This window comes from Xenorhabdus poinarii G6 (genome assembly GCF_000968175.1).
Taxonomy (GTDB): Bacteria; Pseudomonadota; Gammaproteobacteria; order Enterobacterales; family Enterobacteriaceae; genus Xenorhabdus; species Xenorhabdus poinarii.
Window position 1 is genome coordinate 83,481 of sequence record NZ_FO704551.1, and the last position, 16,382, is coordinate 99,862.

11 protein-coding genes, 1 tRNA gene and 3 pseudogenes are annotated in these 16,382 nt (G+C 43.4%); 8 read left to right on the forward strand and 7 right to left on the reverse strand.

Annotated features, from left to right (window positions below; translation table 11 throughout):
• Positions 1-54 precede the first annotated feature (54 nt).
• The 4 genes from XPG1_RS00350 to XPG1_RS00365 form a co-directional block, all read right to left on the reverse strand.
• A complete protein-coding gene (locus XPG1_RS00350) occupies positions 55-1,263 on the reverse strand; it encodes a BaiN/RdsA family NAD(P)/FAD-dependent oxidoreductase (protein WP_045957320.1) in 1,209 nt (402 codons plus the stop codon).
• Positions 1,264-1,837: 574 nt separating this feature from the next.
• Positions 1,838-4,909 carry a MexW/MexI family multidrug efflux RND transporter permease subunit gene (locus tag XPG1_RS00355; RefSeq protein ID WP_045957321.1) on the reverse strand — a complete coding sequence of 1,024 codons (3,072 nt, stop codon included), beginning with the start codon at positions 4,907-4,909 and terminating at the stop codon, positions 1,838-1,840.
• Entirely contained in the window at positions 4,906-6,027 is a 1,122-nt protein-coding gene (locus XPG1_RS00360; protein WP_045957322.1) for an efflux RND transporter periplasmic adaptor subunit, read from the reverse strand. The genes XPG1_RS00355 and XPG1_RS00360 overlap by 4 nt, the downstream gene beginning before the upstream one ends.
• Before the next feature lie 63 nt (positions 6,028-6,090).
• Positions 6,091-6,507, reverse strand: coding sequence for a DoxX family protein (locus XPG1_RS00365; protein ID WP_045960278.1), 417 nt, complete (start codon positions 6,505-6,507; stop codon positions 6,091-6,093).
• Between the two features lie 130 nt (positions 6,508-6,637).
• Here XPG1_RS00365 and soxR point away from each other — a divergent pair, with 130 nt between their 5' ends.
• From soxR to XPG1_RS00390, 6 genes and pseudogenes are all read left to right on the forward strand, one after another.
• On the forward strand, positions 6,638-7,099 hold the full coding sequence (soxR, locus tag XPG1_RS00370; RefSeq protein WP_045957323.1) for a redox-sensitive transcriptional activator SoxR: 462 nt from the start codon (positions 6,638-6,640) through the stop codon (positions 7,097-7,099).
• 376 nt (positions 7,100-7,475) lie between these two features.
• Positions 7,476-8,633 (forward strand): MFS transporter, encoded by a 1,158-nt coding sequence (locus XPG1_RS00375; RefSeq protein ID WP_045957324.1) that lies wholly within the window; start codon positions 7,476-7,478, stop codon positions 8,631-8,633.
• Positions 8,634-9,182: 549 nt separating this feature from the next.
• Positions 9,183-9,509: pseudogene (locus XPG1_RS00380) on the forward strand (recombinase family protein); the annotation flags it as partial.
• Between the two features lie 77 nt (positions 9,510-9,586).
• Positions 9,587-9,753, forward strand: a pseudogene (locus XPG1_RS18780) (type II toxin-antitoxin system RelE/ParE family toxin); the annotation flags it as partial.
• Positions 9,754-9,986: 233 nt separating this feature from the next.
• The gene (locus tag XPG1_RS00385) at positions 9,987-10,466 is read left to right on the forward strand and encodes an Hcp family type VI secretion system effector (RefSeq protein ID WP_045957325.1); all 480 of its coding nucleotides are present in this window, start codon (positions 9,987-9,989) and stop codon (positions 10,464-10,466) included.
• 8 nt (positions 10,467-10,474) lie between these two features.
• Positions 10,475-11,389: a DUF4225 domain-containing protein gene (locus XPG1_RS00390; RefSeq protein ID WP_157879403.1), complete on the forward strand. Its 915-nt coding sequence runs from the start codon at positions 10,475-10,477 to the stop codon at positions 11,387-11,389.
• A 460-nt stretch (positions 11,390-11,849) separates the two neighbouring features.
• Here XPG1_RS00390 and XPG1_RS00400 read toward each other — a convergent pair whose 3' ends face one another.
• The gene (locus XPG1_RS00400; protein WP_045957328.1) at positions 11,850-12,149 is read right to left on the reverse strand and encodes an Hcp family type VI secretion system effector; all 300 of its coding nucleotides are present in this window, start codon (positions 12,147-12,149) and stop codon (positions 11,850-11,852) included.
• A 440-nt stretch (positions 12,150-12,589) separates the two neighbouring features.
• Between XPG1_RS00400 and XPG1_RS19110 the strand changes: the two genes are divergently transcribed.
• A complete protein-coding gene (locus tag XPG1_RS19110) occupies positions 12,590-12,790 on the forward strand; it encodes a transposase DNA-binding-containing protein (RefSeq protein WP_071825278.1) in 201 nt (66 codons plus the stop codon).
• On the opposite strand, the pseudogene XPG1_RS00405 reads toward XPG1_RS19110, so the two are convergent.
• A pseudogene (locus XPG1_RS00405) lies at positions 12,698-13,728 on the reverse strand (tyrosine-type recombinase/integrase). The gene XPG1_RS19110 and the pseudogene XPG1_RS00405 overlap by 93 nt on opposite strands.
• A 296-nt stretch (positions 13,729-14,024) precedes the next feature.
• Positions 14,025-14,116 (reverse strand) — tRNA-Sec (locus XPG1_RS18150).
• A 222-nt stretch (positions 14,117-14,338) separates the two neighbouring features.
• On the opposite strand from XPG1_RS18150, the gene prlC reads away from it, so the two are divergent.
• Positions 14,339-16,381 (forward strand): oligopeptidase A, encoded by a 2,043-nt coding sequence (gene prlC, locus XPG1_RS00410; protein WP_045957329.1) that lies wholly within the window; start codon positions 14,339-14,341, stop codon positions 16,379-16,381.
• Position 16,382: the final 1 nt, after the last annotated feature.

Genomic DNA, 16,382 nt, shown 5'->3' on the forward strand with positions numbered 1-16,382 from the left:
AACCTAGATGGCGTTGGTATCCAACCAACGCCATCTGTCAAAGTGAAAAAGTGGCTATTTTATTCCTGGCTCACTAGTTGCCAATGCTTGCGCACAAGCCCACGCTGAGCTCCACGCCCACTGGAAGTTATATCCACCGAGCCAGCCGGTCACATCGACGACTTCACCAATAAAGTACAACCCTTTTACCTTGTGAGCTTCCATCGTTTTTGATGACAACTCATGAGTATCTACTCCGCCAAGTGTCACTTCCGCGGTACGATAGCCTTCTGTACCATTCGGTTGTACTTGCCAGCATTGTAGAGTCGCGATCAATGCTTTTTGCTGGGTGGAATTAAGCTGCTTTAAAGGCACTTCCGGTAATTGTCCAAGAGACTGAAAACACTCGATCAAACGCTTAGGCAGTAATTTAGCCAGCGTGTTTTTTAAACTCTGATTGGGATGAGAGCGCTGTTCTTTATCCAGAAAACAGGCTAAATCTGTATCGGGAAGTAAGTTAATACTCACATACTCACCGGGTTGCCAATAGCTGGAAATCTGCAAGATCGCAGGGCCGGAAAGTCCGCGATGAGTGAACAGGATATTTTCCCTGAATACGGTCGCGTCTTTGGCAGACACAACAGCAGGAACCGCGACACCCGAGAGAATTTGTAATCGCTCTAGTAGCGGCTTATGCAGGGTAAAGGGAACTAATGCTGCCCGTGTGGGCAGGATATTCAGTCCAAATTGTTCTGCAATGCGGTAACCTAAAGGAGAGGCTCCCAGGCCGGGCATGGATAATCCACCTGAAGCCACAACAAGTGAGTGTGCACTTACTTTTTTTTCTGATGCGGTAATAACAAAGCCTTGCTCTGTTTTCTCGAGATGAGTGACCTCATTGCGCAACCGAATAGTGACTTGCCCTATTTCACACTCTTTTAAAAGCAGGTCTATAATTTGTTGCGCTGAGTCATCACAGAAAAGTTGTCCCAATGTTTTTTCGTGATAAGGGATATGATGGCGTTGTACAAGATCAAGAAAATCCCATTGGCTATAGCGAGCAAGTGCTGACTTACAAAAATGGGGGTTGGCAGAAAGGTATGCCGTCGGTTCGGTATACAGGTTGGTAAAATTGCAGCGTCCTCCGCCGGACATCAAAATTTTTCGGCCTGCTTTTTTGCCGTTATCCAGTACCAGAACGTTTAATCCGGCTTGTCCTGCCTGCGCAGCACAAAATAGGCCGGCAGCGCCAGCACCAATAATAACTACATCAAATTTTTCCATTAATCAGTCTCTATCTGGCCGAGTTATTTGTAGGAATTGACATCCTCCCCTCCGGAGTCACAAAGTGCGAAGGTGGGAAATTCCCATTAGTGTTCGATGGGATTTAAATCTAGATGGTAAGGTAGTGACCATTCCAAATGGCATTCGTGGTTAGCTGTCGTTTGTAGCGTGCCATGCCGTTTACGGAATGAGGCACTATCCATATAATCCCTGCACCGTGTGGGGGAATAGGATACAAAGAGGCGAGTAAAACCGAACTTATGTGGGGGGCGTCTCGTAAAGACGTTTACGTTTTTCTTCCTGCATCTACATCGACACACTTTTCCCATTAATTAAACTGAAAAAGTGCTGATTGTCTGCCCATATTCCTCCTGTAACTACCCATTTTACTCTATTTATCACGTGTATCGTGTAACTAATGCCATAATTAAACATGTTCTAACAATAGCAACACGATACGACAAATTGGTACGGCAATTAACGCCAGTTTAATCGCACAGGCTTTTTTCATCCTATAAAGGACAATGTGGGCTGTATGAACAACGGACTTAAATTGTCACCAGCCCCTGGAATATTATTCTATTTCAATTAATTGCTGTTTTCTGGCGCTCATCGCGCTGGTGGAATGATTTCTTGCCAACAAGGTATATATTGTTGGCAACACAAATAAGGTGAAGAATGTCCCGACCAGCATGCCAGAAACAATGACGACGCCAATGCCAAAACGACTATTTGCCCCCGCACCACTGGCAAATAACAGGGGGATCAGGCCGATAACCATGGCGGCTGTTGTCATCAGTACTGGCCGCAAACGAATTTTAGCTGCCTGTAAGATGGCTGAGCGTCGACTTTTCCCTTCCACCGCCTGCAATTCATTGGCAAATTCCACCATCAGGATACCATGCTTACTGATAAGCCCAATCAGTGTCACTAATCCGATTTGGGTATAAATATTTAATGTGATGTATCCCATTGCCAGTGGGATCAACGCACCGCAGATAGAAAGCGGTACTGTAATCAAGATAATCAAAGGATCAACCAGGCTTTCATACTGAGCAGCCAGCACCAGATAAATGATGAGCAAGGCTGACAGAAAAGCAAACATCAGCGTATTGCCTTCCTGCTTATATTGACGTGAATCAGACTGCCAGTCATGACTGAATCCTGCTGGTAAACGCTTGGCTGTCTCTTCAAGAAAAGCGAGAGCTTGCCCCAGCGTCACGCCCTGAGCGGGAATGGCCTGAAAAATGGCCGCATTTTGTTGATTAAACTGGGTTAATTTATTGGGCTCAGTGATTGTCGAAACAGACACCAGGGTAGAGAGCGGAACCATGCTTTGGTTTTCGCTGCGCACAAAATGCCGCGCCAGGGCTTCCGGTGTTAACCGCTGGCTGCGTAGACTTTGGGGGATAACATCATACGAGCGTCCTTCCATACCAAATCGGTTGATATAGTTTTCTCCCACCAGGACCGCCAGTGATTCACCAATGTCTTGCATTCGGATGCCAAGGCTATTGGCTTTGGCGCGATCAACCTGCACTTGTACCACCGGATTGTTGTAATCCAGGTCACTGTCTACAATGGCAAATAGTCCACTCAGGCGGGCCTGGTGCTTGATCTCTTCCATGGTCTGATACAACACGGGATACCCTTGTGGACTGTGCAATACCATTTGTATTGGCAAGCCTCCGGTGGAGCCCGGTAAAGGTGGAAGTTGGAAAATAAAAATACTGTTGCCCTCGATTTCACCAACGGCGGCTTGTAACTGACCCTGGATTTCGGCCGCTGAACGCTGACGTTCAGCCCATCCGGATAAATTGGCACCAGCAAAGCTCGCCGAGGGGCCGTCAGTGCCATTAATTATCCACGTGCCAACAGATTCAGGGATCTCGTTAAACACCTGCTCCAATTTTTGCGCAAATTTCTCGACATAATCCAGATTAGCATGTTGGGGCGATTTTATTGCGGCTAGCACAACAGCCTGATCTTCCGTGGGGGCTAACTCTTGCTGTGCTTGTTTATAGAGCAAAGGAAGGCTGAGACACACCAGTAAGGCAAAGCCGCCGGTCACCCAACGGTGTCTCAGGGAGAAATCGAGCGCACGCGAGTAATGATGGGCCAGACCATCAAAAAATGCCCCTGCTGCCTGAGCCATCCGGTTTTCTTCCTGTTTTGGCTGTAATAGAAAAGAACTCATGACCGGCGATAAAGTCAACGCAACGATGCCCGAGATGACCACGGCTCCGGCCAGCGTCAGAGCAAACTCCTTAAAGAGTGCGCCGGTCAGGCCAGACATAAATCCAATGGGGGCGTAAACCGCCGCAAGGGTAATCGTCATGGCAATGACGGGTCCTGAGACTTCACGCGCGCCAATTAATGCGGCGACCACCGGGGATTTGCCTTCCTCAATATGACGATGCACGTTTTCCACCACCACAATGGCATCATCCACCACCAGACCGATAGCCAGGACCATGGCCAGCAAGGTCAATAAATTAATGCTGAAACCAAATGCTAGCATCAATCCGGCGGCACCCAGCATAGATAACGGGATCGCAATAATGGGGATCAACACACTGCGCAGAGAGCCCAAACAGAGATAAATCACGGCGATAACAATAATCAGTGCTTCCAGCAGGGTATGCACAACTTCGTTAATCGACGCTTTAATAAACCGTGATGTCTCAAAGGCCAATTCGACGTTGACTCCCGGCGGCAATGTTTTCTGAATATCCGGTAATAACTGTTTGATACCATCAACAATCACCAGCGGGTTGCCCGTTGGCGTGGAAAATAACCCCAAATGCACGGCCGCTTTGCCACTCAATAACGCACTGCTTTCGGTGGTCGCGGCACCCAACTCTATGGTTCCGACATCTTTCAGGCGTACCAGGCCATTCCCGTCATTACGAATAACCAGATCACGGAACTCTTCAACATTGGTCAGGTCGGTATTCACACGAACGTTGGCGATGACATATTCTCCTTTGACTTTTCCTGGGGCCGCCTGATAGTTATTTTGCCTGACTGCGGCGGCAACATCTGCTGCTGTGAGCCCACGACCCGCCAGGCGATCCGCATCCAGCCATAGGCGCATGGCCAGTTGTTGGCCGCCAAAGACCTGTATTTTTGAGACACCCGCGATAGAAGAAAACATAGGCTCAACCACCCTGGAAAGATAATCCGTCACTGCCGGTATCGGTAAGGTATCACTGGAAAATCCCACATAGGCCACGGCTGTTGATTCACCGGATGACAGTTCAATCACGGGGTCATAAGCCTGCTGCGGCAGCTTGTACCTGACCTGGTTGACCTTCGTCATCACCTGGGTTAACGCTTTAGTCGAATCACGATTAAGCTCCATTCGGATAGCCACACTACTTCTGCCTTGCACCGAAGAGGAAGACATATAATCGATCCCTTCGACAGACGAGACGGACTGTGAAATCGGCTGCGTCACAAATCCCTGAATTAAATCAGCAGAAGCCCCCGGGTATTCGGTTGTGACAGTAATTGTTGCGCTTTCTAACTGTGGATATTGTCGGATCGGTAATTTGCTCAAGGCAAATATCCCGATTAGGACCAGCAGGGAATTGACGACCAATGCCAGCACTGGACGGCGAACAAAAAGGTCAGTAAATTTCATGGCCTTGTCCCCGCAGTTGAGCGTGCCGTTATTGCTAGCGTGTCAGTCTCCGCTGCGATCACTGCGGTGCCCTCGTTGAGTTTCAATTGCCCTGAGGTCACGACCTGATCGCCCAGACTGACCCCCTTCCTGATCTCGACTAGCCCTTCCCACCTTTTTCCCACCTCAACAGAGACTTTCTTGACCGTGGTAATCTGATCAGCAGACGACGTGGGATTGACGACAAATACGGTACTCCCGTAAGCGGTATAGGTTACCGCAGTTTCAGGGATCATCAATGTTGGCGCCTTATCCTGATGGACCACCTGAATGTTGGCGTACATGCCGGCTTTGAGCTTTCCGTCAAGATTGTTGAGTATGGCCTGAACCTGCATCAGGCGGGATTTACCAATTAAAGGATCGATGGCACTGATTTTGGCGGGGAAAGTTTGATTCGGATAAGCATTAATCATGACATTCACCTGTTGCCCTGCTGTCAGCTCAGGACTGGCCTGTTCATCCAATGAAAAATTCAATCGGAGGTGCTGAGCATCCACCAAATTAGCAATCGTTTCCCCCGCCTGCAGATATTGCCCTTCATGCACCTGCCGAATCCCCATCACGCCAGCAAACGGTGCACGAATGGTTTTCTGGGAAATCAGCGCTTCAGTCTGGCGGATAGCGGCTTGCGCCATATCACGCTCCGCCTGCACACTATCCAGCTGTGCAGCAGAAACACCATGACTGGAAAATAGCTGGCGGGTACGTTGATAAAGCTTGTCCGCATGTTTCCACTGCGCTTGCAATCGCACTAATTCTGCCTGTTCAACCGCATCATTGAGACGGACCAGAAGTTGGCCTTTCTCAACATATTGCCCTGATTCAAATTCGATATGCGTAATACGGCCTGCTGTCTCGGCGGCAACATGCACCTGTCGGGCAGCCTCAAGCTCTCCCACGCCATGTATGATGCTGGGAATATGACTCTCTTTCACGGCCGCCAAGGCAACCGTCACTGGAGGATAGGCCGGATTTTTTTGCATATCCGGTGTTAAACCATTTATGCGATAAATAGCAAAACCTATCATTCCCACCAATAAGGTTATTACCACCCCAATAACTATCTTCTTTTTTGCCATCATCCACCTCTGTCGGCTTTTTTTTGTGAAAAGTTCAGTGCCTCTATCAGCCCAGTCAGCCCATTACTTACTTTTTATTTTCTTTCTCAAATGACTCGCAATCGCAGTGGCCATTAATCCGCCTATCACCGTGGTATGCTCAAGCGCAAAATACAGTGAGATTTTGGCGACGTCGCCAGAGAAAAGCCAAAAGGTATGCACCATCACAATGGTGAAAAAGAGGAAAACGGACAGCATTCCGGCTCCAAGCCAAACAAAACGGTCAAATAAGATAAGCGCTGAACCGGACAGTAAAACCAGGGCTGAAGCGATATTAAATAACCAATCCGGATGCAAGCCTGCGGCGCGCATTTCTGCCAGACTTCCTTCGAAATCGAGAAGTTTGGCAAGCCCGGAAGATATGAAAATAACCAGAAGCAGTAGCCGGACAATCAGCCACCCCCCATCACTCTCCAGTAAGTTTTCAATAAAACGTTTCATCATCTCTTTTCCTGAGCATTAAACACAAACAACCCCACCTTTCTGGTTAAAAAACAGAGAGAACGGTATGGGTTGACAGAGACAGTAATATTGCACTATAAATCCTTAAGTTAACTTGAGGTCAATAGACATGACAAAAGATAAAGGCATAGATTTTGATCGGGCTTTGACTATCGGCGAAGTTGCCAAACGAAGTGGTATTGCCGTTTCGGCCATTCATTTTTATGAATCGAAGGGGATAATTAAAAGTTCGCGCAGCCCCGGTAACCAGCGACGTTTTCATGCCGTTGTGCTACGTTATCTTGCCATTATAAAAATTGCGCAAAGTACCGGGATCCCCCTGAAAGAAATTCAGGAGGTTTTGTGTCAATTTCCAGCTAACAGTAATTTAACGGCGGAACAATGGCAGACAATTTCTTCACAATGGCGCAATAGACTGGATGAGCGTATTGAGACACTCACAAAATTGCGCAATCACTTAAATCGCTGTATCGGCTGCGGCTGCCTTTCACTGACGGAGTGCCCTTTACGCAATCCGAATGATATTTTGGGTAAAAAAGGAACAGGGGCTGTTATTTTGAAAAAACCCTGAAAATCCAACCTTATATTAATTATCTCTATAGAAATAATATTATATTAATGCAATAAGTCAATATGACTATTTTATAAATGGAGTAAACTATCGTACAGTTTATCCTAAACAAAAAATAGTAAAATGCAATTAAAGAATAGTGGATAAACGTTGATGCTTTCCGCTTCTAGTTAAAAGTTTGTTCTTCATAATATTGAATTTCTATCATTTTTATATATTAATAACCATTCCTACTAGCGTAGTGTGATAATATAAATTTAATATTATTAAAATAAAAATATTATCTCAATGATATTTGTTGTGGTTAATAATATTGAAAGCATTTTAAAAGTGGTTTAACGTTTCATTCTTTATATTAAGCTATCTGGGAATATTGATGAAACATCATAATATTATGCTCTTGCTTGTCCTGGCTATTGCTGTCTTTGGCGTTATTACCACTGAAGTCGCTGTCATCGGCCTGCTACCGCAATTAGTCTCACAACTTCACGTTACACCTACACAAGTCGGTTTTCTTGTCAGTATTTATGCTGTCATTGTTGCCATAACCGGACCATTCATCACATTATTACTATCGCGATATAATAAAAAATACATTCTTCTTACCATCCTGCTTATATTTGTTATCTCTAATTTTATTTATGCCACAACAAGCAGCTTTGATTTAATTTTATTTTTCAGAATATTGCCAGCACTGTTTCATGCCACTTTCTTTGCTGTAGCGCTCGTCATAGCGGCCAATTCAGTCGCTAAAGAGGAAAGCCCAAGAGCAGTGGCGAAAGTTTTTGCCGGGGTTGCGGTAGGGTTGGTATTAGGTATGCCGGTTAGCTCGTTTATCGCAGAACATTTATCATTAAGTGCTGCCTTTTATTTTGGTTCAATATCTTGTTTGCTCGCTTTTATCGGTATTTTGTTCTTTATTCCTGCTTCAATCCCAACAGAGAAGGTCAACCTTTCCAGTCAATTAATGATATTACGCAATGGAAAATTATGGTTCACCATTGTTACAGTAACAGCTGTATTCTCAGCAATGTTTGCAAACTTTAGTTACATTGCCGACTATCTTGCTAAAATTACGCGTCTTGATAATGACACTATCAGTATTTTTCTCGTCTTATTTGGTATTAGCGGAATATTTGGGAATTTTGTTTTTGGCCTTTTTTTACAAAGAAATGCGATAAAAACAACGAAATTATATCCTATTTTGTTGACGTTATTATATATTATTATTTGGATTATGGGTTTTTCCCCAATAGCGATGTTGATATTAACTTTTTTTTGGGGCGCGTTACATGCATCAGGACTCATTATCAGCCAAACCTGGCTTATGAAGGAAGCCAATGAAGCACCTGAGTTTGCCAATAGTCTGTATATATCGTTTTCAAATTTAGGAATCACCGTCGGAGCTATGGTCGGTGGATGGGGAGTCGCTTATTTAGGCGTCCATTCTATTGTTCTTATTAGTATAATCTTTACGATTACGGCATTTTTAAGCATCTATCTTAAGAGTAACATGGATAATAATACTCAATAATCGTAAGGCTGATGTTTAGCCAATCGGGCACCTTATTTAAGGTAAAAAAATATCGCTCATAGACGGCCGAGAAACCAAAACCATGCATTGATTTATTATGACGTTATGGGCTTTACGGGAACGATCAGGGCAAACCTTGGCGATCACAGGAGTCATATTTTATGGTTAAGTTATTGATTTAGTTTGTATAATTTTCGCTTGATAAATGAGTACCCCCATAATTGTAGCGGCCCGCATTTAAAATATGGCGGGCTTGCATTTATCTGCTTTTTTAGCCCACATTAATTGTAAATGAAAATACCTTCCAGCTCATATTAACTGCAAATGAGCTTGCATTTATCTTTTTCGGCTCGAATTTCATTTCGACCAGCTCACAATAACTACAAATGAAATTTTCTGCTTAACCCAATCTATTGGATTGTATGGGTATACCCTATAAAGACAATGCAATGAGACAGTTTTTGTGTTAATCCAGCATTAGGGTTGTTTTTGTCTCATCCACATGCTACGTTTCATTCATCTAAAGGTAAACGAGACACTTTCCCCATTATGGCTCTTTATGGCTATGCCCGCGTATCAACTAATGATCAGGATCTCGCCCTACAGTCACAAATGCTTCGTGTTGCCGGTTGTGAAATCATCCGGGCCGAAAAAGCCAGCGGAACCAAACGGGATGGGCGGAGTGAACTGCAATTGTTGCTGGATTTTTTGCATCCGGGCGATACGCTGATTGTCACGCGTATAGATCGTCTGGCTCGTAGCATCAAAGACTTGCAGGATGTTATTTATTCTTTAAATCAGCGGGGGATTACCCTTAAGGCTACAGAGCAGCCTGTCGATACACGCACGGCAGCCGGAAAAACCTTCCTCGAAATGGCATATAATCAGCACAAGTCAATCTTCTGGCACAACCAGCAGAAAAACCTTTGGAACATGAAAATGAACAACACAACCTAGCAGAATTTCCCCATCTGTACGCAGTCGATTCACGCTATGGTGAAGATGTACGCCGCATAAGTTTGGTAGGGCAACTGTGCTTTACGAGGTAGACGATCAGGCTAAACAAGTTAGTATACTGGCAGTTGTTGGTCAGAGACAGGCTCCCTACTCAATACGCTAATTCAGCATTATTATTTGCAGTCATCTTAGAAACAGATTTTAATCTTATTCCTTTTTGCAGGTGTTTTTAACGTACCTAACGGGGATTTTTAGTGACTAACCTCACCCGTTTGACATAATGAGTTATGGGTATCTTAACGTATAGATAAGATAGTTTTTTCATTTTTAAAATTTTATTTTGAGTCATTTTTGTAATATCATGTTTTTTTACAGTAAATCATATAGGGTATAGTAATGGCGAATATTATTTATCTTAAGTTACAAGGAAAGACACAGGGGTTAATCTCTGGAGGGTGCTCTACTGTAGATTCTATAGGGAATAAATTTCAAAAAGGTCACGAAGACGAAATATTGGTTAATGAGTTATCCTCTAACTTATCAATGCATCAAAATGTAAATTTTCAGCCTATAGATATACGTAAACCTATCGATAAATCATCTCCTTTATTATCACAAGCGTTAGCATCAAATGAAATATTAACCTGTGAGTTTTTCTTTTATCGAACTTCGATGAATGGTGGTCTTGAACTATATTATAAAATTAAACTAACCGAAGCATCTTTAGTTAATATAAATTTCTTTTGCCCAAACTCTATAACACATAATGATGCGCAACCAGAGGAATCACTATCCATTAAATTTAAATCCATTACGTGGGAGCATGTAACTGCCGGAACCAGCTCTTATAGTATATGGGATGAGAGGGTATACTAATGATAATAATGCCAACAATGGAACAATTTGATTATTATGGTGATGAATTAATTAAATTATCCAGATATTCAACAGCTTATTTGTTGGATGATGTTGAATCTAAGCGTGAATATTTATATGAAATTAGTCAAGTGGTTAGATTAATAAGGCGTGATTATCAAATTGCCTTATATAATTATAATCAAGGTCGTCGTGAGCACTGGGCTGACATGAAAAGATGCATAGCCGAAATAAGAAGGGAATTGGATGCTGAAAGGTATGGTTATGAACAAGGAAGAAGAAAAGATAGGAAAACATATTTAAATACCCAAGAATACTCAGGAAAAGGATTTCTATATTATGGTAAAAATGGGTTAAAAGTTGTTGGAGGTATTGTGCAGCTTGGAGCTGGAATTATGGCTTTTGGCACAAGGGGAGGGTGGGTAAGAGGCATGGAGTCTAAGGGCATGGGAGTTCTAGCTATAGCCACAGGGGTTGGCGACGCAGTGGAAGGGGCAAGCAATATTATGTATGAATGGACAGATGGCTATATAAATCCAAATAATCCAACTAAGCTTTTGACAGAAAAGGGTTTTTCTTTTTTTGGTGCTGATGAGGGTACTGGGGAATTCGCGTATGATATGGTAAACTTTGGCGTTGGTATTTATTTGGGGTTTACAGCTTTTGCTAAATATGATCCTTCTAAAAGAATTATAAACTTACCTGTGAAAACAAAAAGTGGTCTTGAAAAAGTACCACTTTTACATAAATTATTCACTGAAAAAGGGGGGGTTAGGTTATTCAGGCATATGGAAAATGATTATAAAAGAAAAATGTTTACCAGTGGTAAAGCGGTACTTACTTATAAAGCTAGTAATGCGGCAATTAAAGCATATTTGCTGTTAGATAAATATTTTCTTAATGAGAAAGATGAAAGTAACTGAAAAGGTAAATTATTTTCGCCTTTAAGTATAGAAAAAAACTAAATTTTCTATCTAAGGATATTACTATGGATAGAAGTATTATAGAAGAAAAATATATGAATGCATAAATGAAAAACATCGCAATAGGATTATTATTAGTTGAGTATATGCTTACGAAATAAAGTAATATGATTATGGTGTTGAGTGTGAATACTGTTGATAGATTCCAGCGAAACAAATCACTAAGCCACTCATCATATTTGTCCATTGACTCGTGCTCTCTTTCGTATGCATTTTTTAAAGAATTAATGTCTTTTTTTGACAATTTACTTAATAGATAAATATTATTTTTCTTCATGGTGTTTCTCTTGTTTATGGGGGATAATGTTTTTATCACCCAGTGTAAATTTTCATTATCAAGCTAGTTTTAGTTGTATTTTCTCATAAGGTGAATCTTTATCCTCTTCTGAGAAATTAGTGTTTATTTTTCTATAAATGCATTTTGAAATTTAAATTCATGGGTTATTTTATCATCAATGCACTGAAAAATTTTCAATTCTAAACTTTCATTTTTATCAATAGCATTAAGTAATAAAGGTGATGCACCATCTACGTTTTTTTCTAAAATGATTTTGTCTATATGACTTAAGCCATCAATGCCCTTTGATAACTCAAGGGAGTGGAGCTGTATTTTATCTTTGTGGACACCATTTTCTGAACAGTTTTTCGATAACAATCCTTGCTCTGCCCCTGAGATTTCCATGTAAGTAGTATACTGCATAGTATTTCCTCTTTTGTTAATTAATCCCAAGTAAGCCATTTTTTTTGAAAATAGGCAATGAGAACCTAATGCAATAATAGGGTTTCTGTAAATTTACATAATGAATCGTCTCAGAAAATGGGAATTTAAAGTCCGTCAGGCAGTGAACGTTGTCACCGTTCACCGTCTGATGATTAGACAAAATGATTATTGCAGAGTCATTTTAGACTATAAACACATACGCCCCCGAAATTGTGTATCGACTTGGCGGAAGACTCACTATTCACGAGGGCGCAGGCTCAAAACTTAAAAAGAGTTTAGCATATGTACAGACAGAAACAACACCCCGCCATAAGCCTGTCTTTCATACACAAATCCCTGAGAAAAAATCGGGGGATTTTTTTGAATCTTTTTCCACTTTATCGATCTGAGTAATAACGATTTCATTGAGGTACGGTAAAATGTTCCAAACTCACGCAGAACAATGGGCTGATGAAACTTTTTCTCGCGCAAATTTGGGTGATAGTCGGCGTACAAAACGGCTTATCAAATTCACACCACTGCATCATCTATCTTCTCCCTTCCAGATATTGGGCATGATTGTATGTCCCGCGAATCGCGTTCTTATCCACATGTGCAAGCTGTGTTTCAATCCACGCTGAGTTAAAGCCCTGTTCGTGCAGAATGGTGCTCATCGTGTGGCGAAAACCATGCCCCATTAGCCTGCCTTTATACCCCAGCAGCTCAATAACCTGATTAACGCTTTCCTTGCTGATAGGCTTGCGAGGGTCGTTTCGATCGATAAAGACCAGCGGATGATGCTTCGAGATCGGTTCAAGCTGTTTAAACAGCGTAATAACCTGCTCTGAGAGCGGCACAATATGGGGCCGCTTCATCTTCATCACCTCTGCGGGTATTTCCCATAATTTCTTCTCAAAATCGATATCCACCCAGCGTGCGAAACGCAGCTCTTGCGTGCGTACCCAGGTCAACATAATGGTCTGTGTGGCGGTTTTGGTCTGTGTATCCGGCCAGAGCTGTTGAAAGATCTGCTACAGGGTTGTATTCAGCTCTTCCGGTAACAATAGCGTAGCGGTAGACCTCATTACAACGCTGACGGACTTTGCGCGCCGCGCTTTTCAATGCGACGAAGAATCTCAAGCCAGTCCATCGGCTTAATATCGATGATAGGGAGTCTTCCCGTATGAGGGAAAATATCTTTCTAAAAAGTATCAATGATTTCATCACGATAGCGTAATGACTAGCGATCGGATTTTGACTAATGCCATTCACGAGCAATGGCTTCGAAGGTATTTTTCTGACTTATTTGCAAGGCGAGCTTTTCTTCTTTCTTAACCTCACTAGGATCGTTCCCAGCGGCAAGGATTTTCCTGGCCTCACTACGTTTTTCACGTGCGTCAGCCAGTGAGATATCAGGGTAGACACCAATAGAAAGCACCTTTTCTTTACCGGCAAATCGGTACTTCATACGCCAGTACTTGGAGCCATTTGCGTTGACAAGCAGGTACATACCGTTGCCATCAGCTAGCTTATAAGGCTTTGGTTTTGCTGTTTTGACTTTTACGTCAGTTAGCGCCATTTCATCCTCCGGTTTTGATGAAGCCATCCTCCAGGGGGATTTCCGCTAGTAGCCTATCTGATACCCCTTAACCTTTCGCATAACAAAGATGCTGTTACAACATTTTGTTATATATAGCATTTCTACCATTATGGGGGTGTTGATGTTTTGAGGGGAAAATAGTACCCCATAATGCACCCCAAAAAATTGCTTGATGTCTGTTGAGGTAAGTTGACTACAGAAGAATAATTTTTTTATTTTATCTGTAGTTAATGGGATTTTGTTGACTTAGGGAGAGTTCAGAAGAGGTATAATAGCGGAAGATCACAGGAGTTGAACCTGCCAAGGGCCGCTGGCGACCCCATCTGGATTTGAAGTCCAGCCGCCCCACCGGGGACGATGATCTTCCATTAAATAACTTGATGGTAAGTGAGGATTATAGCGCGTCTTCAATCATATCTAAACACCGTCATGATTCTCAGATCGCGGATAGAAATAGTGTTCAATTATTCGCAGAAAAGTGCAGCATTAGCATTGAACTCACGATATCTTATCCCCATCTATCGTCAACAACCCATTGGGATATAGCTGGTTTCAGCCTATACTCAGCGACACATATAAGGCGCTCATTATGACTAATCCGTTACTGACATCTTCTGCATTGCCTCAGTTTTCTGCAATCGAACCCAAACATGTCGTGCCTGCAGTGAAAGAGACGTTGGCCAACTACCGTCAAATAATTGAGAAGATTTTATCTGAAAATTCCATCTTTACTTGGGATAATCTGTGCCAGCCTATTTCAGAAGAGAAAGATAAACTTTCCCGCGTCTGGTCTCCTGTCAGCCACCTGAATGCGGTCAAAAACAGTCCAGAACTTCGCGAAGCCTATGAACAAAGCCTGCCCCTGCTCTCTGATTTTGATACTTGGCTAGGGCAACACAAAGGGTTGTATCAAGCCTATAAGACGCTGAAAGAGAGTGAAACTTTCAAAACGCTTTCCCAACCACAGCGCAAAGTGGTTGAAAATACGTTGCGTGATTTTGAATTGACCGGGATTGGCTTGCCGGAAGAGAAACAAAAGCGTTACGGTGAAATTACGGCCCGTTTGTCTGAATTAGGTGCGAAGTTCGGTAATAATGTGCTGGATGCCACAATGGGATGGACTAAGCTGATTACCGATGAGCGCGATCTGTCCGGTCTGCCTGAAAGTATCAAAGCCGCTGCTAAAGATGCCGCCGAAGCTAAGGGACTGGAAGGATGGCTTCTGACGTTGAATATGCCAAGTTATCTGCCTGTTATGACCTACGCTGATGATAGTGCATTGCGTGAGGAAATGTATTACGCCTATACGACTCGGGCTTCTGAGCAAGGGCCTGCGGCCGGTAAATGGGATAACAGTGATATTATGGCAGAAATACTCGCGCTGCGTCATGAAGTTGCTCAGTTGCTAGGGTTCAAAAACTATGCTGAAAGCTCCCTCGCCACCAAAATGGCAAATACACCTCAACAAGTCCTCGATTTTCTACACGATCTGGCCAAACGCGCCCGCCAACAAGGTCAGGAAGAGTTAGAAGCACTCACCGATTTTGCCAAATCTCACTATCAGGTTGATGAGCTGAAAGCATGGGATCTCACCTATTACAGCGAGAAGCAAAAACAGCATCATTTCTCCATTGATGATGAACAGCTTCGTCCTTATTTTCCTGAGCAACGTGTATTGGAAGGGTTGTTTGAGGTCGTTCGCCGTATTTATGGCATCACCGCCAAAGAGCGACTCGATATAGATACATGGCATCCTGATGTGCGTTTCTTTGAATTGTATGATGATAAACAAGCCTTGTGCGGCAGCTTCTATTTGGATCTCTATGCACGAGAGCATAAACGCGGTGGCGCATGGATGGACAACTATGTCGGCAGAATGCGACGCGCGTCCGGCGAATTACAACATCCGGTTGCCTATCTGGTTTGTAACTTCAACAAACCCATTGGTGATCAACCGGCTTTGTTCACCCATAATGAAGTGACAACACTGTTCCATGAGTTCGGGCATGGTCTGCACCATATGCTGACCCAAATTGAAGCCCTGGATGTTGCCGGCATTGATGGTGTGCCATGGGATGCCGTAGAGTGCCCAAGCCAGTTTATGGAAAACTGGTGCTGGGAACCGGAAGCACTGGCGTTTATTTCCGGTCACTATCAAACGCATGAACCCCTCCCCAAAGAGATGCTGGATAATATGCTGGCTGCCAAAAATTATCTGGCAGCGATGAGTATTCTACGTCAGCTTGAATTTGGTCTGTTTGATTTCCGTCTGCATGCGGAATATGACCCAACGCAAGGCGCCCAAATCCTGGAAACGCTGCGCTCAGTGAAAAAACAAGTCTCTGTTGTGCCATCACCGGATTGGGGACGCTTCCCGCACGCCTTTAGCCATATCTTTAGTGGTGGTTACGCCGCAGGTTATTACAGCTACCTATGGGCGGATGTTCTGGCAGCAGATGCCTATTCTCGCTTCTCAGAAGAGGGCATTTTCAATCGCACAACGGGTCAATCATTCCTCGATCATATTTTGTCCCGTGGCGGTTCAGAAGAGCCAATGACGCTGTTTGTTCGTTTCCGCGGCCGTGAACCAGAACTGGATGCCATGCTGAAGAGCTATGGCATCGGTGGATAAT

Excerpts from the sequence above, each read along its gene's own strand:
- XPG1_RS00350 (WP_045957320.1), bottom strand. The coding sequence starts at position 1,263 with ATGGAAAAATTTGATGTAGTTATTATTGGTGCTGGCGCTGCCGGCCTA.
- XPG1_RS00355 (WP_045957321.1), bottom strand. The coding sequence starts at position 4,909 with ATGAAATTTACTGACCTTTTTGTTCGCCGTCCAGTGCTGGCATTGGTC.
- XPG1_RS00360 (WP_045957322.1), bottom strand. The coding sequence starts at position 6,027 with ATGGCAAAAAAGAAGATAGTTATTGGGGTGGTAATAACCTTATTGGTG.
- XPG1_RS00365 (WP_045960278.1), bottom strand. The coding sequence starts at position 6,507 with ATGAAACGTTTTATTGAAAACTTACTGGAGAGTGATGGGGGGTGGCTG.
- soxR (WP_045957323.1), top strand. The coding sequence starts at position 6,638 with ATGACAAAAGATAAAGGCATAGATTTTGATCGGGCTTTGACTATCGGC.
- XPG1_RS00375 (WP_045957324.1), top strand. The coding sequence starts at position 7,476 with ATGAAACATCATAATATTATGCTCTTGCTTGTCCTGGCTATTGCTGTC.
- XPG1_RS00385 (WP_045957325.1), top strand. The coding sequence starts at position 9,987 with ATGGCGAATATTATTTATCTTAAGTTACAAGGAAAGACACAGGGGTTA.
- XPG1_RS00390 (WP_157879403.1), top strand. The coding sequence starts at position 10,475 with ATGCCAACAATGGAACAATTTGATTATTATGGTGATGAATTAATTAAA.
- XPG1_RS00400 (WP_045957328.1), bottom strand. The coding sequence starts at position 12,149 with ATGCAGTATACTACTTACATGGAAATCTCAGGGGCAGAGCAAGGATTG.
- XPG1_RS19110 (WP_071825278.1), top strand. The coding sequence starts at position 12,590 with ATGTTCCAAACTCACGCAGAACAATGGGCTGATGAAACTTTTTCTCGC.
- prlC (WP_045957329.1), top strand. The coding sequence starts at position 14,339 with ATGACTAATCCGTTACTGACATCTTCTGCATTGCCTCAGTTTTCTGCA.